This window comes from Burkholderia sp. LK4 (assembly GCF_001043615.1).
GTDB classification, from domain to species: Bacteria; Pseudomonadota; Gammaproteobacteria; order Burkholderiales; family Burkholderiaceae; genus Burkholderia; species Burkholderia cepacia.
The window spans coordinates 19,064-44,557 of the sequence record NZ_LDUL01000007.1 but is presented as its reverse complement, the minus strand read 5'-3'; the positions used below and the strand labels follow the sequence as shown (position 1 = coordinate 44,557).

Annotated in this window: 29 protein-coding genes and 1 pseudogene; 14 read left to right on the top strand and 16 right to left on the bottom strand. The window is 67.5% G+C overall.

Annotation, left to right across the window (positions count from 1 at the left end):
• Window positions 1-163: 163 nt before the first annotated feature.
• Complete coding sequence (locus VK92_RS02750) at window positions 164-871, top strand: SDR family NAD(P)-dependent oxidoreductase (protein WP_048022712.1); 708 nt, start codon at window positions 164-166, stop codon at window positions 869-871.
• Window positions 872-902: 31 nt separating this feature from the next.
• On the opposite strand, the gene VK92_RS02745 is transcribed toward VK92_RS02750, so the two are convergent.
• The gene (locus VK92_RS02745; RefSeq protein ID WP_048022711.1) at window positions 903-1,868 is read right to left on the bottom strand and encodes a LysR family transcriptional regulator; all 966 of its coding nucleotides are present in this window, start codon (window positions 1,866-1,868) and stop codon (window positions 903-905) included.
• Window positions 1,869-2,078: 210 nt separating this feature from the next.
• Here VK92_RS02745 and VK92_RS02740 point away from each other — a divergent pair, with 210 nt between their 5' ends.
• Complete coding sequence (locus tag VK92_RS02740; RefSeq protein WP_048022709.1) at window positions 2,079-2,543, top strand: RidA family protein; 465 nt, start codon at window positions 2,079-2,081, stop codon at window positions 2,541-2,543.
• Between the two features lie 42 nt (window positions 2,544-2,585).
• On the opposite strand, the gene VK92_RS02735 is transcribed toward VK92_RS02740, so the two are convergent.
• Window positions 2,586-3,773, bottom strand: coding sequence for an alpha-hydroxy acid oxidase (locus VK92_RS02735; protein WP_258025532.1), 1,188 nt, complete (start codon window positions 3,771-3,773; stop codon window positions 2,586-2,588).
• Between the two features lie 169 nt (window positions 3,774-3,942).
• On the opposite strand from VK92_RS02735, the gene VK92_RS02730 reads away from it, so the two are divergent.
• On the top strand, window positions 3,943-4,830 hold the full coding sequence (locus tag VK92_RS02730) for a LysR family transcriptional regulator (RefSeq protein WP_048022707.1): 888 nt from the start codon (window positions 3,943-3,945) through the stop codon (window positions 4,828-4,830).
• Window positions 4,831-4,885: 55 nt separating this feature from the next.
• On the opposite strand, the gene VK92_RS02725 is transcribed toward VK92_RS02730, so the two are convergent.
• The gene (locus VK92_RS02725; RefSeq protein WP_027787365.1) at window positions 4,886-6,205 is read right to left on the bottom strand and encodes an MFS transporter; all 1,320 of its coding nucleotides are present in this window, start codon (window positions 6,203-6,205) and stop codon (window positions 4,886-4,888) included.
• A 388-nt stretch (window positions 6,206-6,593) separates the two neighbouring features.
• On the opposite strand from VK92_RS02725, the gene VK92_RS02720 reads away from it, so the two are divergent.
• From VK92_RS02720 to VK92_RS02695, 6 genes are all read left to right on the top strand, one after another.
• A complete protein-coding gene (locus VK92_RS02720; RefSeq protein ID WP_042975135.1) occupies window positions 6,594-7,013 on the top strand; it encodes an organic hydroperoxide resistance protein in 420 nt (139 codons plus the stop codon).
• A gap of 70 nt (window positions 7,014-7,083) precedes the next feature.
• Window positions 7,084-7,410, top strand: coding sequence for a DUF4148 domain-containing protein (locus VK92_RS02715; RefSeq protein WP_042975136.1), 327 nt, complete (start codon window positions 7,084-7,086; stop codon window positions 7,408-7,410).
• A gap of 68 nt (window positions 7,411-7,478) precedes the next feature.
• Window positions 7,479-7,805, top strand: a complete 327-nt coding sequence (locus VK92_RS02710; protein ID WP_048022891.1) for a DUF4148 domain-containing protein — start codon at window positions 7,479-7,481, stop codon at window positions 7,803-7,805.
• 72 nt (window positions 7,806-7,877) lie between these two features.
• Window positions 7,878-8,207 (top strand): DUF4148 domain-containing protein, encoded by a 330-nt coding sequence (locus VK92_RS02705; protein WP_048022706.1) that lies wholly within the window; start codon window positions 7,878-7,880, stop codon window positions 8,205-8,207.
• A 320-nt stretch (window positions 8,208-8,527) separates the two neighbouring features.
• Window positions 8,528-8,980 (top strand): hypothetical protein, encoded by a 453-nt coding sequence (locus VK92_RS43450; RefSeq protein WP_156187223.1) that lies wholly within the window; start codon window positions 8,528-8,530, stop codon window positions 8,978-8,980.
• A gap of 82 nt (window positions 8,981-9,062) precedes the next feature.
• Window positions 9,063-9,797, top strand: coding sequence for a GNAT family N-acetyltransferase (locus VK92_RS02695; protein ID WP_048022705.1), 735 nt, complete (start codon window positions 9,063-9,065; stop codon window positions 9,795-9,797).
• Between the two features lie 48 nt (window positions 9,798-9,845).
• On the opposite strand, the gene VK92_RS02690 is transcribed toward VK92_RS02695, so the two are convergent.
• The 7 genes from VK92_RS02690 to VK92_RS02670 form a co-directional block, all read right to left on the bottom strand.
• Window positions 9,846-10,301, bottom strand: coding sequence for a MarR family winged helix-turn-helix transcriptional regulator (locus tag VK92_RS02690; RefSeq protein WP_048022704.1), 456 nt, complete (start codon window positions 10,299-10,301; stop codon window positions 9,846-9,848).
• Window positions 10,302-10,413: 112 nt separating this feature from the next.
• Window positions 10,414-10,542 carry a hypothetical protein gene (locus tag VK92_RS43280; RefSeq protein ID WP_021159600.1) on the bottom strand — a complete coding sequence of 43 codons (129 nt, stop codon included), beginning with the start codon at window positions 10,540-10,542 and terminating at the stop codon, window positions 10,414-10,416.
• On the bottom strand, window positions 10,539-10,910 hold the full coding sequence (locus VK92_RS02685; protein ID WP_048022703.1) for a GFA family protein: 372 nt from the start codon (window positions 10,908-10,910) through the stop codon (window positions 10,539-10,541). The genes VK92_RS43280 and VK92_RS02685 overlap by 4 nt, the downstream gene beginning before the upstream one ends.
• A 183-nt stretch (window positions 10,911-11,093) precedes the next feature.
• Window positions 11,094-12,194 carry an NAD(P)H-dependent flavin oxidoreductase gene (locus tag VK92_RS02680; protein ID WP_048022702.1) on the bottom strand — a complete coding sequence of 367 codons (1,101 nt, stop codon included), beginning with the start codon at window positions 12,192-12,194 and terminating at the stop codon, window positions 11,094-11,096.
• A 264-nt stretch (window positions 12,195-12,458) separates the two neighbouring features.
• Window positions 12,459-13,715, bottom strand: coding sequence for an MFS transporter (locus VK92_RS02675; protein WP_048022701.1), 1,257 nt, complete (start codon window positions 13,713-13,715; stop codon window positions 12,459-12,461).
• Complete coding sequence (locus VK92_RS41470) at window positions 13,712-13,885, bottom strand: hypothetical protein (protein ID WP_156187222.1); 174 nt, start codon at window positions 13,883-13,885, stop codon at window positions 13,712-13,714. The genes VK92_RS02675 and VK92_RS41470 overlap by 4 nt, the downstream gene beginning before the upstream one ends.
• Before the next feature lie 105 nt (window positions 13,886-13,990).
• Entirely contained in the window at window positions 13,991-14,917 is a 927-nt protein-coding gene (locus VK92_RS02670) for a LysR family transcriptional regulator (RefSeq protein ID WP_048022700.1), read from the bottom strand.
• Between the two features lie 236 nt (window positions 14,918-15,153).
• On the opposite strand from VK92_RS02670, the gene VK92_RS02665 reads away from it, so the two are divergent.
• Together VK92_RS02665 and VK92_RS02660 are read left to right on the top strand one after the other, a co-directional pair.
• Window positions 15,154-15,786: a hypothetical protein gene (locus VK92_RS02665; protein WP_027787377.1), complete on the top strand. Its 633-nt coding sequence runs from the start codon at window positions 15,154-15,156 to the stop codon at window positions 15,784-15,786.
• A gap of 13 nt (window positions 15,787-15,799) precedes the next feature.
• A complete protein-coding gene (locus tag VK92_RS02660) occupies window positions 15,800-16,483 on the top strand; it encodes a hypothetical protein (RefSeq protein ID WP_048022889.1) in 684 nt (227 codons plus the stop codon).
• 72 nt (window positions 16,484-16,555) lie between these two features.
• Here VK92_RS02660 and VK92_RS02655 read toward each other — a convergent pair whose 3' ends face one another.
• Window positions 16,556-17,689, bottom strand: a complete 1,134-nt coding sequence (locus VK92_RS02655; protein WP_048022699.1) for an AAA family ATPase — start codon at window positions 17,687-17,689, stop codon at window positions 16,556-16,558.
• A 41-nt stretch (window positions 17,690-17,730) separates the two neighbouring features.
• Complete coding sequence (locus tag VK92_RS02650) at window positions 17,731-18,600, bottom strand: RNA ligase family protein (RefSeq protein ID WP_048022698.1); 870 nt, start codon at window positions 18,598-18,600, stop codon at window positions 17,731-17,733.
• A gap of 737 nt (window positions 18,601-19,337) precedes the next feature.
• On the opposite strand from VK92_RS02650, the pseudogene VK92_RS02645 reads away from it, so the two are divergent.
• From VK92_RS02645 to VK92_RS02635, 3 genes and pseudogenes are all read left to right on the top strand, one after another.
• A pseudogene (locus VK92_RS02645) lies at window positions 19,338-20,486 on the top strand (RNA ligase RtcB family protein).
• On the top strand, window positions 20,480-21,094 hold the full coding sequence (prfH, locus tag VK92_RS02640) for a peptide chain release factor H (protein WP_021159612.1): 615 nt from the start codon (window positions 20,480-20,482) through the stop codon (window positions 21,092-21,094). The pseudogene VK92_RS02645 and the gene prfH overlap by 7 nt, the downstream one beginning before the upstream one ends.
• Before the next feature lie 382 nt (window positions 21,095-21,476).
• Window positions 21,477-22,937 carry an MFS transporter gene (locus tag VK92_RS02635; protein WP_048022697.1) on the top strand — a complete coding sequence of 487 codons (1,461 nt, stop codon included), beginning with the start codon at window positions 21,477-21,479 and terminating at the stop codon, window positions 22,935-22,937.
• A 202-nt stretch (window positions 22,938-23,139) separates the two neighbouring features.
• Here the strand turns inward: VK92_RS02635 and VK92_RS02630 are convergent, their stop codons facing one another.
• The 4 genes from VK92_RS02630 to VK92_RS02615 all read right to left on the bottom strand — a co-directional run bounded on the left by VK92_RS02630 (window position 23,140) and on the right by VK92_RS02615 (window position 25,183).
• Window positions 23,140-23,901, bottom strand: a complete 762-nt coding sequence (locus tag VK92_RS02630) for an O-methyltransferase (protein ID WP_048022696.1) — start codon at window positions 23,899-23,901, stop codon at window positions 23,140-23,142.
• Between the two features lie 104 nt (window positions 23,902-24,005).
• Complete coding sequence (locus VK92_RS02625) at window positions 24,006-24,302, bottom strand: 4Fe-4S dicluster domain-containing protein (protein WP_048022888.1); 297 nt, start codon at window positions 24,300-24,302, stop codon at window positions 24,006-24,008.
• Between the two features lie 2 nt (window positions 24,303-24,304).
• On the bottom strand, window positions 24,305-24,613 hold the full coding sequence (locus VK92_RS02620) for a hypothetical protein (RefSeq protein WP_021159616.1): 309 nt from the start codon (window positions 24,611-24,613) through the stop codon (window positions 24,305-24,307).
• A 12-nt stretch (window positions 24,614-24,625) separates the two neighbouring features.
• Window positions 24,626-25,183, bottom strand: a complete 558-nt coding sequence (locus VK92_RS02615) for an RNA polymerase sigma factor (protein ID WP_048022695.1) — start codon at window positions 25,181-25,183, stop codon at window positions 24,626-24,628.
• Between the last annotated feature and the right edge of the window lie 311 nt (window positions 25,184-25,494).

The following is a 25,494-nucleotide window of genomic DNA, read 5'->3' as shown; positions in this document are numbered from 1 at the left end:
AACGGGCGCCAATCGCCCTCCGCCGCATTTGTTCCTGCGACGCAAGACTGTTGCGCCATGGTGGGTGTTCGAGATCGTGACCGGCACGCCTACAGTGAGCCCATCGGATTCATCGATCCGTTCGGCACTGAAGCCGGGAACCCTTCACCTATCGAGGCAAATCATGAGCGCATCCAAGGTCATCATCGTCACCGGCGCATCGCAAGGCATCGGCGCGGAAACGGTCAACGCATTCCGCGCACGCGGTCATCGCGTCGTCGCGACGTCACGTTCGATCGGCCCGTCGAACGATCCGGATCTCGTCACCGTCGCGGGCGACATCGGCGACCCGGCCGTCGCCCGGCGCGTGGTCGACGCGGCCATCGAGCACTTCGGCCGCGTCGACACGCTCGTCAACAACGCCGGCGTGTTCATCGCGAAGCCGTTCACGCAGTACACCGCGGACGACTATGCGCAGATCACGAGCGTCAACCTGAGCGGCTTCTTCCACGTCACGCAGCATGCGATCGCCGCGATGCAGAAGCACGGCGGCGGACACGTGGTCAGCATCACGACGAGCCTGGTCGATCATGCGAACAGCAACGTGCCGTCGGTGCTCGCCTCGCTGACGAAGGGCGGATTGAATGCGGCGACGAAGTCGCTCGCGATCGAGTATGCGAAGGCCGGCATTCGCGTGAATGCGGTGTCGCCCGGCATCATCAAGTCGCCGATGCATGCGCCCGAAACCCATGCGACGCTCGCGTCGCTCCATCCGGTCGGCCGCATGGGCGAGATGAGCGACATCGTCGACGCGATCCTGTACCTGGACTCGGCACCGTTCGTCACGGGCGAGATCCTGCACGTCGACGGCGGCCAGAGCGCCGGGCATTGAGCCGCGGCGTCGAAACCGCGAGCCGGCACACCTAACGCGATGCGCCGGCCCGTTTGGCGCGTGGCCCGACCGGCTGCCTGGTCGGGGCACGCTCGAGTTGCTCGACCAGAAAGTCGACGAATACGCGCACGCGCGACGACAAAAAACGCGCATGCGGATACAGCAGCACGAAGGGCCGCGACCGGCCGCCGAGGCCGGGCAGCACTTCCACGAGCGTGCCGGCACGCAGATCCTGCTCGACGATGAAGCGGTAGGTCTGGAACAGGCCCGCGCCGCTGCGCGCGAGCGTCACACCGCCAAGGTAGTCTCCCGACGTTCCGTAGCTGCCGGTCGTCGCGACATCGACTTCCTCCGTCCCGTCGTTGAACAGCCACGGAACCGGCCGCCCGCTGCTCGGCAGTTCGAACTGGATGCATTCATGCGCATGCAGGTCGTCGATGGCGGCCGGCATGCCCGCGCGCTTCAGGTAGCCGGGCGTCGCGACGACCACGAGTTCGGCGTCCTCCAGCTTGCGTGCGACCAGGTTCGAATCGGCCGGTGCGCGGCCGCGAATCGCGAGATCGTAGCCTTCCTCCGCGAAATCGATGTTGCGGTTGCTCAGGTGGGTTTCGACGCGAACCTCGGGGTACCGCTCGCGGAACGCCGGCAGCAGCGGCAGCACGCGATAGTGCCCGTACGGCGTCGGCATGCTGATCCGCAGCAGGCCGGCGGGCGTGGCCTGCTGGCCGGTCGCTTCGCGCTCCGCGTCGACGAGTTGCGACAGCGCGTCGCGGCATTGCTCGAAGTAGCGGCGGCCGGAATCGGTCAGGCGGATCTGGCGTGTCGTGCGCACGAACAGCCGCACGCCGAGACGCTCCTCGAGCCGCGCCACCGACCGGCTGACCGCGGCCGGCGTGACGCCCGCCGCGTTTGCCGCGAGCGTGAAGCTGCCGAGTTCGGCGGCAAGACAGAACAGCTCGATGCTGCCCAGCAGCAGGTCGTCGAATTGTCGTTGCATGGTTGCTGCCGTCTCCGGCGTAGGGCGCGCGATGGAGCCACGAGTGTGCATGAATCTCGCGCGGCAAACCAGCGGGCATGCGTCGCGCGATTTGTTACACCGCGTCGTGAATCAATTGCTCGGCTGACATTTACCGGTTTCGGTCGCATGACTACAGTGACTCGCAGGCAGCACCGATTGCCCCAACCCTTTTCCTGCAAGGAGCATGACATGACCGTCGAACAGAAGCTGGCCGAGCTCGGCCTCGCGTTACCCGAACCGCCGAACCCGCTCGGCAGCTATACGGCCGTCAGCGAAGCGGGCAACCTGCTGTTCGTGTCGGGACAACTGCCGCTCGTCGACGGCAAGGTCGCCTATACCGGCCGCGTCGGCGAGCAGTTGAGCGTCGACGACGGCAAGCATGCCGCCCGGCTCGCGGCGCTGAACGTGCTCGCGCAGATCCGCCGGCACCTGGGCGGCTTCGAGCGCCTGCGCAAGATCGCGCGCGTCGAGGGGCACGTGAGTTCGGCCGACGGTTTTTTCGGGCAGCCGGCCGTGATCGACGGCGCGTCCGACCTGTTCGCTGCCGTGCTGGGCGACAAGGCGGGACACGCGCGCTCGGTGTTCTCCCTGCGCCAGTTGCCGGCCGACGCGGCCGTGGCCCTCGTCGTGATCGCCGCGATCGACCCGGCGTAACGCGGGTATCGTCCCGGAGGGCGGCAACCGGCCTTCCCCGCGCTAGACGGCCACCGGCGACGCCGGCACGCCGCCTTTCCGGATCAGCACATCGGGCGTCAGGCCGCTGCACCGTTCGACGCCCAGCATCGCCATGTTCCGGTCCACTTCGTCGCGCAGCAGCCCGATCGCGTGCATGACGCCGGCTTCACCGGCCACGGCCGCCGCGTAATTGAACGGCCGCCCGACGAACACCATGCGCGCGCCCATCGCGACCGCTTTCAGCACGTCCGACCCGCGCCGAAAGCCGCTGTCGATCATCACCGGATAGTCCGCGCCCAGCGCCCGAACCACGTCGGGCAGGATCCGCATCGGCGAGACCGCGCCGTCAAGCTGGCGGCCGCCGTGGTTCGACAGGATGATGCCGTCGGCGCCGGCGTCGCGGGCGATGACGGCATCGTCCACGCTGAGGATGCCCTTGATCACCAGTTCGCCCTTCCATTCCTGCCGGATCCGTTCCAGGTGGCCCCAGTCGAGATGGTCGCGGGCCGAGAAATCCCGCTGCACCGTGGACGACAGGATCGGCGCGCCGCGGGTGGCAAAGGAGTTCTCGAAATGCGGCATGCCGTGCGCGAGCAACGTCCGGGCGAAGGTGCCGGCGAGCCAGCGCGGGCGCACGATGCCGTCCCAGAACAGGCGCGGCCCGGGGCGCAGCGGCGTGGTGAAGCCGGTCCGCACGTTGTTTTCGCGATTGGCGGATACAGGGATGTCGACCGTGATCACGAGTGTCCGGTAGCCGGCACGCGCCACGCGTTCGAGCAGCGCGGCGATGCGGCCTGCGTCCCCGGGCAGGTATGCCTGGAACCAGGTTTCCGGCGCGGCGGCGGCGACCTCCTCCAGTGGAATGAGCGACGAGCCGCTCATGATCGACGCGATGCCCGCGCGCTGTGCGGCACGCGCCAGCACGATATCGCCGCGATAGGCCGACAGCGCATGGATCCCCATCGGCGCGATGCCGAACGGCGACGCATAGCGTCGTCCGAACAGCTCGACGCCCTGCTCCCGCCGCGACACGTTGCGCAGCACGCGCGTCGCAAACCCGTATTCGTCGAACACGGCACGATTGTCGTCGCGCGTGCGGTTGTCTTCGGCGGCGCCGCTGACGTAGCCGAAGATCGGGCGCGGCAGCGCGCGGCGTGCCGCGGCTTCGAAATCATGGAGGCACAGCATCTTTCGCAGCACGCGCGGCATGTGCGGCGTGCGCGTATCGGCCAGGTGGCGGCTTGTTCCGGAAACGGATGAGGCGGAAGGAGTCATGTCTGAAGCCTGTTTTCGAGTCGATGGCGGAATTTTAGGTACGCGCGGCGTGCTTAAAAAGCGATAATCTTCCAATGAATTTGTTCGATAAAAGCGAAAGACAATGGCGACCCCGACTCTCAAGCAGCTCGACGCGTTCTACTGGGCGGCGACCTGCGCGAACTTCTCGACCGCTGCGCAACGGCTGCACCTGTCGGTGTCGTCGCTGTCCAAGCGCATCAACGAACTGGAACAGGTCGTCGAACGCACGCTGTTCGACCGGAGCGGCCACCGGGCCGTGCTGACCGACGACGGCGAGGCGCTGCTGCCGGCCGTGGTGCGGGTGCTCGAGTCCGTCGCCGCGCTGCAGGAATCGGTTGCCAGGGACGAAGGGTTGAGCGGCCGACTGCGCTTCGGCGTCGGCGAACTGTCGGCGCTGACGTGGCTGCCCCGCTTCGTGGCGGCGGTCCAGAAGCAGCACCCGAAGCTGGCGCTGGAGCCGTATGTCGACGTGGGCGCGGCACTGGAGGAGAAAGTCGATGCCGGTGAACTGGATTTCGCGGTGATCGCCGGCCGGTCGTCGCGCACCAGTGTGCTGTCGCAGCCGGTGGCGGAAGCGCGGTTCGCGTGGATGGCGGCCGAGGCGCTGGTCGGCCGCGAGCGCGTCCTGACGCCGGCGCTGCTCGCCAGTCATGCGCTGGTGCTGCTGCCGTCCGGTTCGGGCGTGACGCGTATTCTCGACGACTGGCTGCTCGCGTGCGGCATCAATCACGCGCGCAGGATCGAGTGCAACAACTGGAGTGCGGTGGCCGGCATGCTGGGCGAAGGCGTCGGCATCGGCTTCCTGCCGGTCGACTGGGCACGCGCGCGGCCGGGCGGCTCGCTCGTGCAGCTGACGAGCGAGCCGCCGCTGGCGCCGCTTCAATATGCGTTCCAGTGGCGCCGCGGCGACGTGCGCGGCCTGATTCCGTCGATGCTGTCGCTGGTGCGTCAGTACGCGGACTTCTGCTGAACCGTGATTTGCCGCCCGGCGTCGGGCCGGGCGATTTCGATGATGCGTGCCGTCGTCACGCTTCGTCGATGCGCGAGACCTGCTTGGGATCGGGCATCCACAGGTAGCACAGCAGCGACACGAGCACGCACGCCGACACGTAGTAGAAGAACCACGCTTCGTGTCCGATGCTCTTCATCCACAGCGCGACGTATTCGGCCGTTCCGCCGAACAGCGACACCGTGATCGCGTACGGCAACCCGACGCCCAGTGCGCGCACGCCGACCGGAAACAGTTCGGCCTTGGCCACGGCGCTGACCGACGAATACAGGCTGACGATCAGCAGCGCGGCGACGATCAGCGCCAGCGCGGCGCCGGTTGTCTGAACGCCGCGGAGCGCCTGGAAGATCGGCACGGTGCAGAGCGTGCCGAGTACGCCGAACGCGATCAGCAGCGGGCGACGCCCGACGCGATCGGACAGGCTGCCGAAGATCGGCTGCATCGCGACGAATGCCAGCAGGCTGATCACGGAGACCATCGATGCGTCGGCCTTGCTCATCCCCGCGCTGTTGACGAGGAATTTCTGCATGTACGTCGTATAGGCATAAAACGCGACCGTGCCGCCGAGCGTCAGGCCGGCCACGATCAGGCACTCGCGTTTGTGATGGAACAGGTCGGCGATCGACGCGTGGCGGCGCTTGCTGCGGCGGTGCTGCTCGAACGATGCCGTTTCCTGCATGTTGCTGCGCAGGAAGATCGCGCTGCAAGCCAGCAGCGACCCGAGCAGGAACGGGATGCGCCATCCCCAGCTTTCGAGTTGCGCGGTGGTCAGGAAAAACTGCTGCAGCACGACCAGCACACCCATCGCGAGCAACTGGCCGAGCGACAGGGTCGCGAACAGGAAGCTCGAATAGAAGCCGCGCCGGGACTTGTCGGCCATCTCGCTCAGGTACGTTGCCGAACTCGCGTATTCGCCGCCGAGGCTCAGCCCTTGCAGCAGTCGCGCGAAGACCAGGAGCACCGGCGCGGCAAGGCCGATCGTGTCGTAACCGGGGGTCAGGCCGATGATCAGCGAGCCGACGCACATCGCCAGCACCGAGACGAGCAGCGCGGCCTTGCGGCCGTTGCGATCCGCGTACAGGCCGACGAGCCAGCCGCCGATCGGGCGCATGACGAAACCGACGGCGAAGATGGCCGCCGTGTTCAGCAACTGGACGGTCAGGTTGCCGTTCGGAAAGAACGCCTTCGCGAAATACAGCGAAAACGCGGAATACACGTACCAGTCGTAATACTCGATGAGGTTGCCTACCGATCCGCTGAAGATGGATCGAAGGTTCGCGAGGGTTCCGGTCGGCCGGGAATCCGTGGCCGTTGCAAGAGGGCTGACGCGCGACACGTAATGTCTCCGTTTCGATTGTGCTCGTGATCCGTGCAAGTGCCGGCCGTGGGCGGGCCGCTTGCGATCGGGTGCGGCAAGGTTAGAAGAGACGATGCATTGTAGAAAGCGAAATAATGACAAGGAACCTGTTCGCTTTATGGAAAATCGGGGTGGCAACGCCCCGCTTCCGTGTCTGTTTCGGCGTCGTTCCGTGTTCCCCGGTTATCAGGGATCGATCGCCGGAAAGGCTTGCCCTGAAAGGCGCTCCGCGTTCCGGATACATTGAAATACAAAATATCGCATGCGATTTAATCGAATACGCTTGACGTGAGTGGGCGGCAAGACCAAACTGCGTCGCATGCGATCGAATCGCATCTGAGACAAACCCCAACTGACGGAGCAAATGATGAGCAAGATCGAACACGTGCTGTACACGGGCAAGACGCATACGACTTCCGGCGGCCGCGACGGCGCCGCACGCAGTTCCGACGGCCGCCTCGACATCCAGTTGTCGTCGCCGGGCAGCGCCGGCACCGGCACCAATCCCGAGCAACTGTTCGCGGCGGGCTGGTCGGCCTGCTTCATCGGCGCGATGCAGCTCGCGGCGCGTGCCGCGAAGGTGACGTTGCCGGCCGATCTCGCCGTCGACGCCGAAGTGGATCTCGGCACCGCCGGCAACGCGTACTTCCTGCAGGCCCGGCTGAACGTGAGCGTGCCGGGGCTCGATCGCGACGTCGCGCAGCGCATCGTCGATGCCGCACACCAGACCTGCCCGTATTCGAAGGCGACGCGCGGCAACATCGACGTCGACATCCGTATCGCCTGAACGTGCGTCGGGCGGCCCGGCGCCGCCTGACCGAATGCCCGGTTCTTTTTCTTTTTTTTCGAGGTGAATGATGAATACCCGATTGATCGCCGCCCTTCTCGTCGCTGTTTCGGCCACCGCCGCCGCACCGGCGTTCTCCAGCGAAGCCACCGTGACGCGTGCGCAGGTGCGCGCCGAACTCGCCCAGCTGCAACACGCCGGCTACCCGCTGAATCGCGCGACCGACGCAACCTATCCGGACGATCTCCAGGCCGCACTCACGCGGATCCAGGCGGCCGATGCGGTTGCCGGCAACGACCGGGCGTCCGGCTACGGCGGCAACGGCGATGCGGCCACGCAATCGGGCCGCCGCCATGCAGTCAGCGTGGCCGACCGCTCGGTGTATTTCGGACATTGAGCGTGCTGCGCCGTCCGTCGAAACGCGAACCCTGAATTCCTTCCATTCCTGTTCTGTCGAGGTAAATGATGAAAACCCAATTGATCGCCGCCCTTCTCGTCGCCGTGTCCGCCTCCGCCGCCGTACCGGCGTTCGCCGATGAAGCCGTCGTGTCCCGCGCGCAGGTGCGTGCCGAGCTCGTCCAGCTGGAACAGGCCGGTTATCGGCCGGGCCGCGCGAACGATCCGCACTATCCGGTCGACCTGCAGGCCGCGTTGACGCGCATTCACGCGAACGACACCGTGGTGGCCGATGCGGCGACATCCGGTTACGGCAGCGATGCCGTCGCCGCGACGCAGTCGGGCCGCCGGCCCGCGACACGCGTCGCCGAACGCTCGATCTACTTCGGTCATTGAACGAATCCGCGTACGGCGCCGGCTGCCGGCGCACGATGCGCAACCGCTGAATCCAATTATTTGTCGAGGTGAATGATGAAGACCCCACTGATCGCCGCCCTTCTTGTTGCCGTGTCGGCCGCCGTTGCCGCGCCGACGTACGCCGGCGAAAGCACCGTGACGCGTGCGCAGGTGCGTGCGGAACTGGCCGCGCTGCAAACGGCCGGCTACCTGCCGAACCGCCCCAACGACCCGAACTATCCGGACAATCTGCAGGCTGCGCTGCGCCGGGTTCACGACAACGATGCGGTCGCGGTCGGATCGCAAGCGTCCGGTTACGGCGGCGACGCCGTCGGGGCGACGCAGTCGGGAAACCGCAGCGCGATTCGCATGGCGGAGCGGTCGATCTACTTCGGCCATTGAGCATGCGTCGCCGGAATCGTGACGCCTGTCCGGGCGGCTCGGTACGACGTGCGGGGAACGGGGGCGCGCGAGCACGGCGCGCCGCTCGTCGGCCTTCGGCGGAAAGCGGCGATGCAGGCTGACGTACATCCGTTATTTGCGTCGGCCCGGGCTTCGATCGCCCGCCGCACCGACGCGGCCGCCGGTTCTCGCAATCAGCGGGCATGCAGGAAAAGACAGCAGCCGTGGCATGCCGCACAACACCCCATTCCCGAGCGCGTTCACGATGATGAACGCGCGTCTGCCGATGGCCCGGCGCCGCTCGAATCGAGTGATGGCGCATGGCGCAACCGGACAATATCGACGCCGTGCAGGATCGTTGCTTCCGCAACCGCATTCCGCTGCGGCGGAGCATCGGGCCATTGATGGCCGATTGCGTTGACCCGGCGTTCGAAGCGGTACACGACGGCGGGCGGAAAGCTCATCCACGCAATGCCGATCCGAACGGCGCGAATGCGCATCGCCTCCAGGTAGCGCGCCGGGATCCGGCAGCGCGGCACGCAGGTGAACTGGTCGAACGCGCCATCCTCGGCGAGGTGGCGCACGAACGCGCAGTGAACGATCGCGACGGCCTGTTCGGCCGGCATCGCGACGAGCGGAACCCCGTCGAGGTGACTGCCGGTACCGGAGGGCGCGGGCTGGCGGTGATCCTGTCGTTTCCGGTCAGGGCGGAGCCGGCAACGCTGGCCCGGGCTTCGGCAACACATGCCGCGCATCCCGCACCGCGCCGATGACACGATCAATGTTGCATCGCGCCCTGCCCGTCCTGTCCCGGTCTATGCTGTGCAACCGACACCTTCAATCGAGGAGCAGCCGATGTCCGATGCAACGACCGGAAACGCGACAGGCGCAACAGGCGCAACAGACAGTACGCACCCGCTCGACCATGTGGTGTGGAACGCGCTGACCGGCAGGCAGCGCCGCTTTGCGCTCGGCGACGGCCGTGCATGGCGGTTTCCGGTCGCCATCGCGCCGTTTGCCGCGATCGAGGATACCGGCGGGGCATCGTTCGACGCGTTGCGCGCACTGGTCGCCGCACACGGGCCGGCGGCACTCGTCATGCCCGACGAGATCGAATTGCCGGCGGGCTTGTCGGCGATCCGGCGCGCGACCCTGTTGCAAATGGTCTGGCAAGGGACGCCCGCCCCGGCACCTGAAGCGGGCCACGTCACGCTCGCGGAAGCCGACGTGCCGGACATGCTCGCGCTGACCACGGCCGCGCAGCCCGGCCCGTTCGGCCCGCGCACGTTCGAGCTCGGCCGCTACATCGGCATCCGCAACGAAGGCAGGCTGGCCGCGATGGCCGGCGAGCGGATGCAGATCGACGGGTATACCGAGATCAGCGCCGTGTGCGTGGATGCCGCGTTCCGACGGCAAGGGCTGGCGGCACGTCTGATCCGGTCGTTGATCGCGGCCATCGATGCGCGCGCGGAAACGCCTTTCCTGCACGTCCTCACGTCCAACCAGGTCGCGATCGAGCGCTATCTCGCACTGGGTTTTGTCGTGCGCCGCGAGATGCACCTGCTGGTGCTGGGCGACGGGCACGCATGACGACGCGGCCGGCACGATGCACGTGCCGGCCGCCGGTAGCCCGTGGGCTTATTCGTCGATCGACTGGATCAGGTTGCCGCGCAGCGTGACGATCGCCTTCTGCATCTTCGCGAATTCGTCCGGCTTCAGCCCGGTGGCCTCGACCAGGTTCATGTCGAGGCCCTTCTCGCGCACGCGGCGCCCGCTCTTCGTCAGGCTGACGAGCACCTGGCGCTCGTCCGACGGATCGCGATGCCGCTCCAGGTAGCCCATTGCCTCGAGCTTCTTCAGGATCGGCGTCAGCGTATTGGATTCGAGGAACAGCTTCTCGCCGAGCTGGCCGACCGTCTGGTGGTCCTGCTCCCACAGCGCAATGATCGTGATGTATTGCGTGTACGTGAGCCCCAGCTCCTCGAGGATCGGCTTGTAGGCCTTGCCGAACGCGAGGTTCGTCGAGTAGATCGCGAAGCACAGGAACTCGGACAGCTTCGGCGCGGCGGTGGATGGTGCTTCGGTCGGTTTCATGAACGTCCTCCAGCGACGCGAACGGCCGCAGATGGACGCATTATATATCGCGTGCGATCTTATCGGAAGCATGGTAAATCGGTCTCGATGAACCAACGGGCGCCGCGCGCCGTCAATCCGGCGTGCGGCGCTTGCCGGTCTGCACGCGGCTGGCCGACAACAGCGTGCATTGCACCGGATGCGCGATTTCGGTCGCGACCCCGCCTGCCGCAAACAGCAGGATCATCAGCCAGCGTTTCATGCGTCCTCCACGACCGAAAGGCTCGCGCCGTCGGCGACCGTCGCGTCGAGCGCATACGGGTCGATACCGTCGAGGCAGCCGAGATTGACGCGCCAGCAGGCCGGGTCCTTGCGGGTCTGATGGAACGGATAGACGCCGCAATGGCTGCAGAAATAGTGGCGCGCCGTGTGTGTGTTGAAGCGGTAGCACGTCAGCGCGCCCTCGCCTTCGACGATCTTCAGTTCGCTCGCGGCGAACATCGGGCTCATCAGCGCGCCGCGCCGGCGGCACAGGCTGCAGTTGCAGCGAACCGCCGGCGTCACGGCGGCCCGGACTTCGAATCTGACGGCCCCGCAATGGCAGGACCCTTTGAGCCAGGTGGCAGACATGGTGCACTCCAGAAGAGGTCATGCCTGCTTTATAGCGGACGCCCGAACCCGCGATGTATCGCGATGTATCCGCCGTTCGCGCAGATACAGGACGTTTCAAATCGGCGGCGGGCAATCGCGTTGCGTGTTCCGATTGCCGGCATGCGCATGCGGCCCGCCGCGCGTGGAGCGCGGATCGTGCGATCAATCCAGCACGTGCTGCATCCGCTCGATCGCCGCCCGCGTCTCGCGTTCGAGCGCGGCGAACAGCTCGGCCGCCGGCAACTGCCGCACGAGCGGCGCCGCCTGCCCGGCCCACTGCGCGCCGTAGCCGAATTCGCCCTTTGCCTTCGCGGCTGCATGCAGCGCCTTGCCGGCGTCGTAGGCGATCGGGTACGCGGGCGTGGCCGGCGCCTGCGGGTCGTCACCGAGCGTGGTCAGCCGGTTCGCGATGCCGCGCGCGATCCGGCCGGAGATCGCGGCCGTGAACGTCGTGCGCCGTGCGGCGTCGCTCAGCAGCGCGCGGCGATAACCGTCGTCGATCGACGTCTCCGGGCACGCGACGAACGCCGTGCCGAGCTGCGCGGCCTGCGCGCCGAGGGCGAGCGCGGCGGCGATGCCCTCGCCGTCCATGATGCCGCCGGCGGCGATCACCGGCAGCGCGCATTCGCGCACGATCAGGCGCGTGAGCGCGAACGTGCCGAGGCGGTCGTCATGGGCGGTCGAATCGAACACGCCACGGTGGCCGCCCGCTTCGACGCCCTGCGCGACGATCGCGTCGATGCCGGCGGCGGCGATCCGGTGCGCCTCGTCGAGATTCGTCGCGGCCGCGAACAGCGTGACGCCCGCGCGCTTCAGCGCATCGATCACGTCCGCGGACGGCAGCCCGAAATGGAAGCTGACGACGGCCGGCTTCTCTTCGACGAGCAGCGCCTGCATCGCGTCGTCCGCGACGAAGCTCGTATAGATCTCCGACAGCGAGGCGGGCGGCGTCGCGCCGAATTCGCGGAACGCCGGCGCGAGCCAGTCGAGCCACGCGCGTTCGACGGCCGCGTCGGCGCGTGCCGGCTGGTGGCAGAACACGTTGATGTTGAACGGCCGGTCGGTGAGCGCGCGCGTGTCGCGGATCATCTTGCGGGCGCCGTCGGCGTTCGTCGCGCCCACGCCGAGCGAGCCGAGCCCGCCCGCATTCGACACGGCGGCCGCCAGCGCCGGCGTGCTGACGCCGGCCATCGGCGCCTGGACGATCGGTGTGCGCACGCCGAGTGTGCGCAACAGCGTCCGGTTGTCGGTCGATTGATTCATGTCGCTGGCCTCCTGCAAGATCCGCAATCGAAATGCTTCGGCCGGATGCGGGCCGAAGCGTGGGTCGGGTTCGAACCGGTGTGCGTGGGTCGTGCCTTGCGCGCAGCCGGTCGCATGAAAGTTCTGTCGAAAAAGGCGCGCAGCCGTGCGATGCGGTGTTTGCCGTCGCGGCGCCGGTGTACGGCATCGCGCGCTGCGCGGCGCGGCACCTGCTGCTGCGCTCATGCTACGCCCGCCCGTGACCCGCGGGCCAGCGGCCAACGGCTATCGGCCGCGCGCCCAATGCGCGAGCCCCGCGCAAGCCGCCAGCAGCGCACCCGTCACGAAGAACACCGAATGCAGCCCGAGCGCGACGCCGATCTGCCCGCCGATCACCGGGCCGATCACCTGCCCGCTGAACTGGGCGGACTGCAGGTAACCGAGCATCTGCCCGGTCGCGCGCTCGTCGACCGATTGCCGCACGAGCTTGCCGATCGACGGCAGCAACCCCGCGAGGGTCATGCCCATCAGCGCGCGCAGCGCGGCGAGCTGCCACCAGTGCGTGACGAACGCCTGCGGCACCATCGCGAGCGCGGTCAGCAACAGGCAGCCGATGATCACGTTCCAGCTGCCGATCCGGTCGGCCAGCGCGCCGAGCCGGGCGGCGGTCAGCATGCTGCCGAGCGCCGAGCACGCCATCACGACGCCGGCGACACGCGCGAGATGATCGCTGCCGACGCCGAGGCCGCCGATATAGACGGTGATGATCGGCTCGATCGACATGTTCGCGAGCAGCACCATCATCGCCGTTACCAGCAGCGCGGCCACCGCCGCACGATCCGTGCCGCGCGACGTGCCGGCCGTCGCGCTCGCGGTGCGCGGTTTCGCGTCGGTGCCCGCGTGGAAATCCTCCTTCACGACGAAGATCGTCAGCAGCGCGGCGACGGCGATCATCGCGCCACCGGCGAAGAACGTGCCGCGAATGCCGAGCCAGCCCGGCAGCAGCCCGCCGACGAGCGGCCCGACCAGGTTGCCCGCGAGCGCGCCGGTCGACAGGATGCCGAGCGCCCAGCCCGCGCGTTCGCGCGGTGCCTGCGTGCCGACCATCACGGTCGATGCCGACGCGTAACCGCCGACGAGCCCCGCGAGCAGCCGCAGCACGACGAGTTCGACCACGTTGTGCGCGACGCCGATCAGCGACATCACGATCGCCATGCCGATCGCCGCGCGCACGAGCATCGGCTTGCGGCCGAAGCGGTCCGCGAGCCGGCCCCACAGCGGCGCGGTGACCGCCGTGCCGAGAAACGTCGCGCCGAATGCGACGCCCGACCACTGGATCACGGCCGACTGCGCGTCGACGCCGAGTTGCCGCACGTACAGCGGCAGGAACGGCAGCAGCATGCTCAGGCTGACGAGCGTCGTGAACGACCCGAACACGCAGACGGCGAGATTGCGCCGCCAGTAGCGCGCGTTGCGTTCGGCGTAGCCGGCGGCGGGCCGTTCGGCCCGTGCCGCCGCGGGGGCTTGCGAGATCGTGCTCATTGCGCCCTCGCCGTCGCGGTCACCGGTGCGGCAAACCCTTGCGCGACGATATTCGCCGGCAACGGCACGAAGGCGAAACGCGCCATGCCGATGCCGGACCCGGCGCGGCGCGCGCCGAACGCACCGGCGCGGCGCCGGCTGGAAAGCGCTCGATCCATGTTGACCTCCATTCGCTGAACGGGCGCCCTGCGCGTCCGTGGGTTGAAGGAAGTCTAGATTGAGCCGATTGCCGAGTGAATCGCCGTCACTCGAAAGCCATTCTTCCGCATCCCGGTTCAATCGCCGTCGGTGATGGCCGCCAGCCGCGCGAAGTGCTCGCGCAGGCGCGGCGCCGCGAAATCGACGAACGCACGCACCTTCGGTACGGAAAGGCGACCGTAAGGTGTGACGAGATGGATCGGCAACGGCGCGTGTTCGCTGTCGCGCAGCACGATCCGCAGCGTGCCGTCCCGCACCGGTTCGGCGACGTGATAGGAAAAGAGCCGCGTGACGCCGTGGCCGGCGACGGCCGACGCGACCGCGCCGCGGACCGTGTTGATGATGAAGCGCGGCGCGAACTGGACGACCTGCGGCAGCGCCGCCGGCGCGGACGGCGGGAAGCTCCACGAATCGAGGCCGAAATGCGTCATCGAGATGATCCGGTGCCGGGCGAGATCGGCCGGCGTCTCGATGGCCGGATGTGTGGCCAGGTAATCGGGCGACGCCACGACGACCCGCCGCACCGCGCCGACCGGAATCGCGACCAGCGTCGAATCGCTCAGGTGCGCGATTCGCAGCGCGACGTCCATGCCTTCGTCGATCAGGCTGACGGGACGGTCGAGCAACTGCAGGCGGATCGACACGGCGGGATGGCGTTCGATGAATTCGTCGAGCAGCGCGCGCAGCACGTCCTCGCCCGCGGCGACCGGCGCGGTGACGGTCAGCATGCCGCGCGGCGCCGAGCGTTCGTCGGCGACCAGCATGTCGGCTTCCTCGAGGTCGGACAGGATGCGGCGGCACGCGGCGGCGTAGCGTTCGCCGGCGTCGCTGAGCCGGATCGTCCGGGTCGTGCGGTACAGCAGCGCGGTGCCCGTGTGCGCTTCGAGAAACGCGATCGCGCGGCTGACCGCCGCCGGCGACCGGCCGAGCTTGCGGCCCGCGCCCGCGAGGCTGCCTTCGTCCAGCGTGGCGACGAACACCTTCATCGCGTCGATTCGATCCATGGTTTGAGCGGGCCGGGTGCGAACGGCCGTGTAATGGGCGGCGGGCAAGCGAGCGAGCAGTCTACCGCACACCGACGCGATGCCCGGCTCCGGGGACACTGCACTTGCCGCTTTGGCCCTACAATGCGCAGGCGCAGAAACCGCACGAACGGCCGTCAGGGTGCCACGTTCATCGAACACGGCGTCCGACATTCAAGCGGTACCGCTGAATAACGAACCACAACCCACCAGCACTCATGAAAAGAAGAACATTTCTCGCGCTGCCCGCCGTGGCGGCGTCCGGCATGCTTGCCGGCTGCTCCAATTTCGGTCCCGTCACCAAGGCGTGGATGAGCGATTCGAAATACGACGAAACCTTGTCGACGTTCCTGATTACCGCGGACGGCAAACAGCTCGTCGTGCTCGGCAAGAAGTATCACTACATCTTCGAGATGCCGCCGAGCCTTGCGACGGTGCTCAACGCCCCCTATCGCCCCAAGATTCACACGGCGTTCAGCGATTTCGAGGCGCACGGCGACGCGATCACCGGTCAATACACGATGCGGCTGGACTACGCGGATGCGCCGACCGGCTCCGACGTGCGCGAGCGTGCGCTCGCGGACGGTTTCAAGAAGGACGGCGCCTACCTGGAGTCGGAAGGCAGGATCAGCGGCAAGCGCTATCTGCCGAACGATGTCACGTCTTCGTCGGTTCCGCAGGCGTTCAATCGTCCGTACGAGGTCACGGTGACGGACAAGCTGACGGCTGTCGGCCGCGGCGCGAAGCTGGCCTTGTCGCCGATCGCAATGGCGGCCGATGGCGCGTTGGGCCTGCTCGGCCTCGCGCTGTTTCCGATCGCGCTCACCACCTTCATCATCGTGGCGAGTTGAGGTGCGATCGGCGATGAAATCTCCTGTCCGAAACCTGTTCCGCATCGGCTGCGTGGCGGCGTGCCTCGCGTTCGCGCAACATGCCGCCGCCGAAAGCGACTGGGACGCCGCGCGCCATGTCCGTACCGACTGGGTGTTCGCGTCGATGAAGGAAGGCGACGTGCGGCCCACGCTCGATCGCGCGCTGAAGGACCAGGCGCGCTGGGCCGGCCAGCCCGGCAACGCACCGGATGCCGGCTCATTCAGGTGCACGAAGCTCGCGCTGCCGCCGCCGTCGGCCGAAGCGCAGGCCGCGTTCGACGCGGCGCCGTCGTCGCGCGGCCGCGACGCCGACAAGGCCTACGCGAAGGCCGCATCGCTCGGTTCGTGGCGCGCGGCCGCGCGCCTTGCGAGCAGTTCGCTCGACGACGAGGATTGGGAAGGCGCGCAGCCGGAGATTGCGTGGCTGCTCGTTCATCACGTGCCGGCCGGCTACAACAAGCTCGCGGACGTCTTGCAGGCGATGTCGGGCTACGACGGCGAAACGCCCGGCGAAGGCATGAGCGGGATGATCGCGTCGCTGCGCTGGCGCGCGGCGCGCGAAGGCGATCCGGTCGCGCAGATGGAAATGGCCGACCTGTTCGAGAAGCTCGGCCAGCCCGATCTCGTCACAGCGTTGCGCGCGTGTGCGACGCAGCAGAATCCCGCGCTGAAATGATGCGAGCCGGTATGCCGCCATGACGGGCGGTGTACCGGTTCGTGCGGTGACATTTGTCGCGACGTTGCCGCATCAGGCTTCGTACCGCACCGCATGCGCTTCGGTGGGCAGCGGCGGATCCCAGCGCGGCAGCATCGCCTCGAGCGCGCGGTTCGTCAGCGACGTGTCGCGCCGCGCGTTGCGGCGCAACAGCTCCGCGCGCGGCTGCTCGAGATAGACGAGCGTCACGTCGGCGCCGTACGCGAACAGCAGGTCGAGCGTCTTCTTGCGCATCAGCGGCGACAGGTTCGTCGCGTTCCACACGAACGGCCGCTTCTCCCGCAACAGTGCCTTCGCGGCGTCGACCGCACGGTGCGCGACGGCGCCCTCGTTCTGGCCATGGCGCAGCCCCAACGCGTCGCGTGCATCGTCGAACGACACGACGGGCAGCTCCGGATGATGCTGCGCGACCCACGTGTTCTTGCCCGACGCGGGCAGGCCCGACATCACGACGACCCGCGAGCCCGGCGTGCGGAACAGCGGATAGTCGGGATGCACGTCCGCGCCGCGAAAATAGCTGAGCGCGGTGTGCGCGTCGGCGAACGCGCGCGGCTGGCCATAACACCCCTCTTCCCGCGCCAGTTCGCGCAACAGTTCGATGTTGTCGAGCACGCGCTGCGTATCGCTGCAGATGCGCCCGCGCATATCGGCTTCGGCGAGCAGGCACAGCAGCGGCAGGCTCACCTGCCACGACAGTTCGCGCGCGATGAACTCGGGCGTGCCGCGGCGCGACCCGCTCATCGCGAAAAACGGCACCTGGTGCACAGCGATCATCCGGCAGATCGCCTCGCGCACCGCGAACGGCACGCCGGCATCCCACAGCGCGATACGCGCATCGATCGCCCCCTTGCGCGAGTGGCCGGGATGGCCGATCGCGCCGGTAACGGGATCGACGACCGTCGTGCGGTACTTCGCGATGTCGTGCAGCAGCGCGGCCAGGAACACGATTTCCTGGTCGGCGCGCGATGCGGCCTGATAACCGGGCAACGCGAGCAGCGCATCGATCACCATCGTCGTATGCGTCCACACGTCGCCTTCGCCGTGATGCGCCGGCTCCTGCGGTGTCGTCTTCGCCTGTTCGAGCGCGGGAAACGCCGCGAGGCACGCGCGGTAGTCCGGCTGCCGGCCGGACGCCGGCACGAGTGCCTGCAGTTGTTCGTACTTCATGATCAAGACTCCTCTCGAAACGGCGCACGGCCGTTCCGCATTCATGGGTGCGCGCGCGTCGTGGCGATCGATCGCCACGTGACCGTCGGGCGCGGCGCATACAGGTCGACATCCGGCGCGAGCAGGTTCGGGATGAACGGCTGCTCCGAGTGATGGCGCGCCGATTCGAGAATCGCCTGCACGAAATCGTGGCGGACCCACTTCAGGCGCGCGGTCGTCGTGTCGTCCGTCTCGACCTTCACGTAGAGCCCTTCCGCGCTGGCCGACTTGTCGCACTGCTGCCATGCGCGCGCGAGGTCGAGCCCCTGCCGCCGCACCGTTTCCTCGAACGCGCGACGCCAGTCCGGCGTCTTCGCGAGCGACGGGCCGAGCAGGGCTTTCAGGTCGGCGAGCCGCGCCGGCGCGATGCCTTCGTACAGCACGGGCACCGACAGCACGGGCCCGTCGGCAAGCAGCGCACGACGCGCGCCCGTCGACAGGAAACGGCCCGTCGTGCGGTCGAACACGTCGAATTCGAAGAAGTGATGCGGCAGCGCGTCGTAGAACACCGCGTGCTTCTTGCTCATCGTCTCGCCGTACATCACGTAGCGATCGCCGAGGCGGTCGAGCAGCCAGCCTGCATGGGCGGCGGCCCACGTCTTCACGAAACCGAACTGCCGCTCGCGGCCGCCGCCGGCCAGATAGTGGCCGCGCGACTGCAGCAGCAGTTCGCCCGCCGGGCCGAAGCTGATGCCCGTGTTCGCGCCGTCGAGTTTTTCCTCGACGACGATGTGTGCGCCCGCGAGGGTGCGATAGGGAACGTGTTCGCGACCTTCGTCGCCGTCCTGCAGGCGCGAGCCTTCGAGATGCGGCGTGCGCGGGTAACGAGCGAGGTCGAGCGATTGCGCGTATGCGCGAAAATCCAGCGTCATGGTCTTTCTCCGGAAACAGGGGAAAAAGCCGACGACGTGAACGAACGGTCTGGTGTGCGTTGCGGTGTCAGTGCTTGTCCGGGCGCGTTCCTGCAGTCGACGTTCCGGCGCCGCGAGGCAGGCGGAAACGGGCAGGACGACACGCGGCCGGGACGGCAGTCGTCGGCGTATCAGGCGAAGGGACGAATGTTTGCGGGCACTTGGATCACCGGTTCGATGAGGGTTCAGGGATGAAGCAGGCGGATGCTACGAAACGGCTTTTGCACTGTCAAGCGCTGTCGGAACCCGCTGATGCGGCCGCCTGCATGCGTTGAAAACCTGCTGTGGCGTGCCGCACGCGCCGTCGGCACGCACATTGTCAGGATATCTATATGTGTGTTTTTCGCCACATCGGGCGACGATTCGATGGGCAGCGCCGTGCTGCCCGCTTGCTGCGCCCGCTGCGTGCATGCTAGAGTCGCCGCCATTCCGATCAACCCCTCACTCGCAAGGAGAAGAACATCATGACGTCACGCCAACGCTCCTCCCGTCGCGGGTCGTAGTCCGGGTTTTTCGCGTCCGTCCGTTTCATCGTTCACGCCACGCAGCAGCACACCGTATCGCCGTCACGGCGATGAGCCGGGTCGTTCCGATCCGGTCGTGCCGCCCTCTTCCCGACTTCCGATGTCGGGCAGCGCATTCGAGCGCTGCCTGCGCCATGGCCCGCCGTTCTACCTTTTCATCGAACGGAAACCTCCATGGGCAATTCCATGCAATACCTGGGCGAGCGCGTCACCTTGTGCGCTTGCGCCACCACCTGGATCGAAGGTGAGGCCATCCGGCAGCTCGAACACGCTGCCACCCTCCCCGGCATGCGGCGTGTCGCCGGCATGCCCGATCTTCACCCCGGACGCGGCTACCCGGTCGGCGCCGCGTTCTTTTCGACGGGCCGGCTGTACCCGGCGCTGATCGGCGGCGATATCGGCTGCGGAATGGCGCTGTGGCAAACCGCGCTCGATGCGCGGCGCGTCAGCGCGTCGAAGCTCGCGAGCCGGCTCGGCTCGATCGACGCCACGCCCGATGCAAGCTGGCAGCCGCTCATCGCGGCCGCCGGGTTCGCGGATCACGCGTTCGCGGCATCGCTCGGCACGATCGGCAGCGGCAATCATTTCGCGGAAGCGCAGCGGATCGACGCGGTGTACGACGCCGATGCCGTCCACGCACTCGGCCTCGATCACGAGCGCCTGCTGCTGCTCGTGCACAGCGGGTCGCGCGGTTTCGGCCAGTCGATCCTCGAACAGCACATGCGCGAGCACGGCTACAACGGGCTCGACGACACGGATGCCGCATGCACGGCATACCTTGCGCGCCACGACGCGGCGTTGCGCTACGCGATCGCGAATCGCGACCTGATCGCGCGGCGCATGCTGGCGCGCTGGCGCAGCGACGGCCGGTGCGTGCTCGACGTGAACCACAACCTGGTGAGCCGCGCGCGCGTCGACGGCGAGCCCGGCTGGCTCCATCGCAAAGGCGCGACGCCGGCCGATGCGGGGCCGGTCGTGATTCCCGGGTAGCGCGGCGACTACAGCTATCTCGTCGCCCCCGTGCGGCCCGACGATGCGGCCAGCCTCGCGTCGCTTGCACACGGCGCGGGCCGCAAGTGGGCGCGCGGCGATTGCAAGGGGCGTCTCGAACGGCGCTTCACGCCGTCGCAGCTCACGCGTACGCCGCTCGGCAGCCACGTCGTCTGCGAAGACCGCGAACTGCTGTACGAGGAAGCGCCGCAGGCCTACAAGCCGATCGACAGCGTCGTCGACGCGCTCGAGGCGGCCGGCCTGCTGCGCAAGCTCGCGCGGCTCGCGCCGGTGCTGACCTACAAGACGTCCGGGGAGGCAGGCCGATGCTGATGCAGATTTCTTCCGCGCACGGGCCGCTGGAGTGCCAGCTCGCCGCGGCCAATGCGTTGCGGCGCCTGCAGGCGGAAGCCGATGCGCAGCGCGTCGTCGTCACGGTGCTGGACGTGCAGCCGGGTGAACGGCCCGGCACGCTGCGCTCGGCGCTGCTCGATCTCGACGGTGCCGGCGCGCAGGCGCTGGCGGACCGCTGGACGGGCACGCTGCAATGGATCTGCGCGAGCCCGTACCGGTTGCGCCATCCGCGCAAGAACTGGTTCATCGGTGTCACGCGCTGCGCCGACGCGCAGCCGCTGCCGGACGGCGACGTGCGGTTCGAAGCGATGCGTGCACGCGGGCCGGGCGGCCAGCACGTGAACAAGACGAGCTCGGCGATTCGCGCGACCCATGTCGCGACCGGCCTGTCGGTCCGCGTGGAAAGCGAGCGCAGCCAGCACGCGAACAAGCGCCTCGCGCTGCAGTTGCTGCAGGTTCGACTGCAGCAGGAAGCCGACCGTCACGCGTCCGACGCGCGCCGGCAGCGGCGGATGCAGCACTTTGCGCTCGAGCGCGGCAACCCCGTGCGCGTGTTTCACGGGGCGGCGTTCGTGCCGGCCGACTGACCATGACGGCCCGACTGCCGGCGGTTGTTTCGCCGGCAGTCGCGCAACGGGCCTCATGGTTTTCCCGGCCAGCCGGTTGCGTGAGCGCGCCGGCGATTCCGGTGCACGACCGCACGCCACGCAGGCTGCACGGGCCTCTCGCACGGATGCCGGCTGCCGCGTGTTCCGCACCCTTTCTGCGCGGGAAAGGACGCTTGAAACATCCGCAATTATCACGTGCCGCGGATTTGCCCACCATGTGCCGGACGATCGGTACAGCCCGCCTGTCCGGCCCTTTCAACGGGCTTGCGGTGCCTGCCGCCACGTCGTGCGACCGGATGCATCGCGCCGGTCGCGAACGGCCGGGCCCCGCGCCACGGCGTACCGATAATCAGGAGACACGATGAACAGCCATTCCCTCGATCTCGGCGGCAACGCGGGCGAACCCGCGCCCGCACGACCTGCGGCAGCCGCCGGCGCTGGCGCCGCCGGGTCGGCCCTCCCCGCCCGCCGCGTCACGCTCGGCGATTTCATGGACGACCTGCCGGTCGGCGCGTTGCACCGGTTCGTCGTCTGGGTGATCGGCATCGGGCTGTTTTTCGACATGTACGAGATCTTCCTCGTCAGCACGATCGGTTCCGCGTTGCAGAACGAATACGGGCTGAGCCGGCAGAGCACCGATTTCAAGCTGCTGCTGGCATCGGCGTTCATCGGCATGTTCGTCGGCGCGATGTGCCTCGGCAGCCTCGCCGACCGCATCGGCCGGCGCAAGGCCTTCCTGCTGACGCTCACGTGGTACAGCGCGTTCTCGCTGGTCGGCGCGTTTTCCGTGAACGCCGACATGCTCGTCGCGTGCCGGTTCCTGACCGGCATCGGCGTCGGCGCGATCTATCCGGTTGCCGACAGCTTCCTGTCCGAGATCCTGCCGAAGGAAAAGCGCGGGCGGCTCGCCGCGTGGGCCTATACGACTTCCTATGTCGCGGTGCCGCTCGTCGGTTTCCTCGCGCTGTGGCTGAATCCGCTGCACGTGGGCGGCGTGGCCGGCTGGCGCATCATCCTCGCGATCGGCAGCCTCGGCGCGGTATACGTGCTGTTCGTCCAGCACCGGCTGCCGGAAAGCCCGCGCTGGCTGCTCGCACAGGGCCGCACCGCCGATGCGTACGCGGCATTGCGGCGCTTCGCGGACGGCGCCGGCGTGCGCGTGCCCGAGCAATTCGCGGAACCGGTCGAGCCGCAACGGCCGCTCGGGCTCGGCGAGCGTATCGCGCTGCTGCGGCGCGAACCGTACGGCGCGCGCTACCTGATGCTCGCGATCTTTCATCTGTTCCAGGGCTTCGGTTATTACGGCTTCGGCACGCTGGCCGGCACGGTCGTGAAGAGCCGCGGCTTCGACGTGACTGACAGTACGTTGTTCATCGCGCTGTCGTTCATCGGCTATCCGGTCGGCTCGCTGCTGTCGATTCCGCTGCTCAACTGGATCGAGCGCCGCACGCTCGTGATTGCGTCGATCCTGTCGATCGCGGCGTTCGGGCTGTGTTTCGCGTACTCGGGCCAAACCGTGCTGATCGTCGGCTTCGGGTTCCTGACGACCTGCGCGTCGAACGTGTTCAGCAACGCGTACCACGTGTACCAGGCGGAGATCTTTCCGGCGCGCGTGCGTTCGACGGCGATCGGCAGTACCTATGCGCTGTCGCGCATCGTCAGCGGTGCGCTGCCGTTCGTGTTGCTGCCGGTGCTCGGCGGTTACGGCGCGGGCGCCATGTTTGGCGTGATCTCGGTTGCGCTCGGCATTGTCGCCGTCACGCTGCGCGTGCTCGGGCCGCTGACGACGCGGCGCAGCCAGGACGAGATCAATCCGGTTTGAGCGTGTGTCGATGCGGGGCACGGGAACGCGTTCACGCGTCGTTCCTGATGCTTCGCCGATGGCCGGGGTATCGGTCGCCCGGCGGCCCACGGCAGACGGGCGTGTCTTCCGCCTACGGTTACGGTCACGTAACGCTCGTATGCGTCGACCGCTGGCACGCGAAATCCGAAGCGAGATGCCCGGCGATCGATGGTTCTGCCCTTCACTGCGCGCCGTCTCGGCAAGCGCCCTGCGATGCCAGGTCCGCTCGGGAAACGACGACCGTGAATTCGATCCCGGATTCAAAATCCAGCGTCATGGTCGAGAAGCGCGGATCGTCATCGAGATAGTGCTTGTACGGTCGAACGGCGTCCTCGGCCGTGTACATGTTGTCGGCCAGGACGATCGACCCCGGGCGCAGCAGGCGCTCGATCTGCGTGAACAACTTCAGGTAGGCGTCGGCCCAGACGTCGATGAATACCATGTCGAAGTGGCCGTCCAGTTCGGCAACGGTCTCGAATACGTCGCCCTCCCGGATGTCGACATGGGCATCCAGGCCCGCCGTGCCGACGTGATCGCGCAATCGGGCGCACTTGAGCGGGTCGCGTTCGGTCGCGACGACCACGCCACGGCCCAACGTGCGCAGTGCGTCGGCGAAATACAGCGTGGACACGCCGCATGAGCTGCCGAGTTCGAGGATGCGGGCCGGCCGTTGCGAGAGCACCATGTTGCGCAAGAACCCGCCCGTTTCCGGCGACACGGCCAACGATAGCCGGCTGCCTTCCGGGGAGTCGAAGTCGTCGGTGAACAGCCCGAACGTTTCGAGAAACCGCCCCCGCAGACGGGGGGCGATCGCTTCGTATTCCTCTGCCAACGACAGAAGCTCCTCGTTCGATCCCGGGAACTGCGCGCGGGCGCGGGCGATGATTTCGGTCCGGCTCTCTTCGTGGAGCCGTCGCAGAAGAACGGCGGTGGATGAAGCCATGTTTGTCCCTTGACGAGATTGATCACGTCGACGATGTATCCGGCCGCGCCTCTTGCGCCAGGGTTTCGGCGCGGCCGCTCGATATCGGCGACACGCGGAGGTTGTCATGCGATTCGGGCGAGCGTGATGGCGCGCTCGGGGCACGCGGTCACACATAGTCCGCATGACCGGCACGCATGCGCGTTCGGCGTGTAGGCGACTTTCATGCCGTGCACGCGCAGCTTCAGGCGATGCATCAGGCCGAGGCCGACGTAATCGGCCGGGTCGATGCGTCCGACCTCGAACACGTTTTCAGGGCAAACCGCGACGCAATCCGCTTTGCCTTCGCAACGCTTCAGATCGACGACCGGCGCGATCACGCCCGGTTGCTGCTTGCAGTCGCCCGTGGATTTTTCGCGCACGTTCACGCTCCCGTGGGCCGGTCGCCGCCGGAGCGCCACGCATTGCGGAAATGCTCGCGTTCCTCGGGCGTCATCGATTCCCACTTGCGCCAGTGGCGCCGGCCGCGCCAGCCGTGGTGTCCGCGGAAGCCGCCGAACAGGATGCGGCTCAACACGAGCAGGCCCAGCGCCCGGGCGAAATCGATCGTACGGGCACCGACGAACAGCGCCGGCATCACCCAGTTCCACAACATCATGACGACCCATCCGAGCACGCCTATGGCGATCAAGACGAGCACCGCCTTGCCCGCGCATCTGATTCGAAAATTCATTTGTCGACTCCTCTAGATACTGTCCAGTTCGTCATGAATGAGCTGCAGCCGTGCACGCAGATGCAAGACCGCATAGCGTTTGCGCGCGAGCAGCGTATTGAGCGCAACGCCGCTTTGCGTGGCCATCTCCTTGAAGGAACGGCCCTCCAGTTCGTGCGCGATAAACACCTCGCGCTGATTCGCCGGCAGCTCGTCGAGCGCATCCTGCAAGGCTTCGAGCAGGAGCGTGCGCGCGTAGACTGCTTCGGGGCCGGCATCGTGCGCCGGCAGCACGAGATCCAGCCGGTACTCGCTGTCCGCGTCGTCGTCGGCCTCGGACAGATCGGTCAGCGGCTGCTCCTTCTTCTTGCGAAAGCGGTCGACGATACGGTTGCGCGCCGCGCGGAACAGCCACGCGCTCACCTGTTCGATCGGCGCCGGAAGCCGGTAAGCCTGGACGAATTCGTGAAACACGTCCTGAAGGATGTCCTCGGCATCGTCCGGGTCGCGAATCCGACGCCGGATGAAGCTCACCAGCCTCGTTCGTTCACGCATCACTATCGCGGTGATGTCGCGGTCTGGGTCGGTCATGTGCGTGAAGTGGGTGGCGATTCCATGCTCCTGAAGACGTTTCAGGCGCGGGAATATTGTGGCGAGTGCGAAAAATGACTGCTCAACGGGGCGGCTTCAACGGAGAGATCGGTTACACCGCCCGTCCGGCGGGCAGCAATTGGTCCGGCCCGACGGTCATCGCCGACACGAGCGGGAACGGCGTAACGATAGTGCAAGGAACGAACCCGCGACGACCAGGCGAAGCATGCGCTTCGCGGCGGCGACGTGTGCGGGCACCGGCGTTTGCGGCAGGCACGGGCGTTGCGCGCGTGCCGTGCTCGCGACTGTCG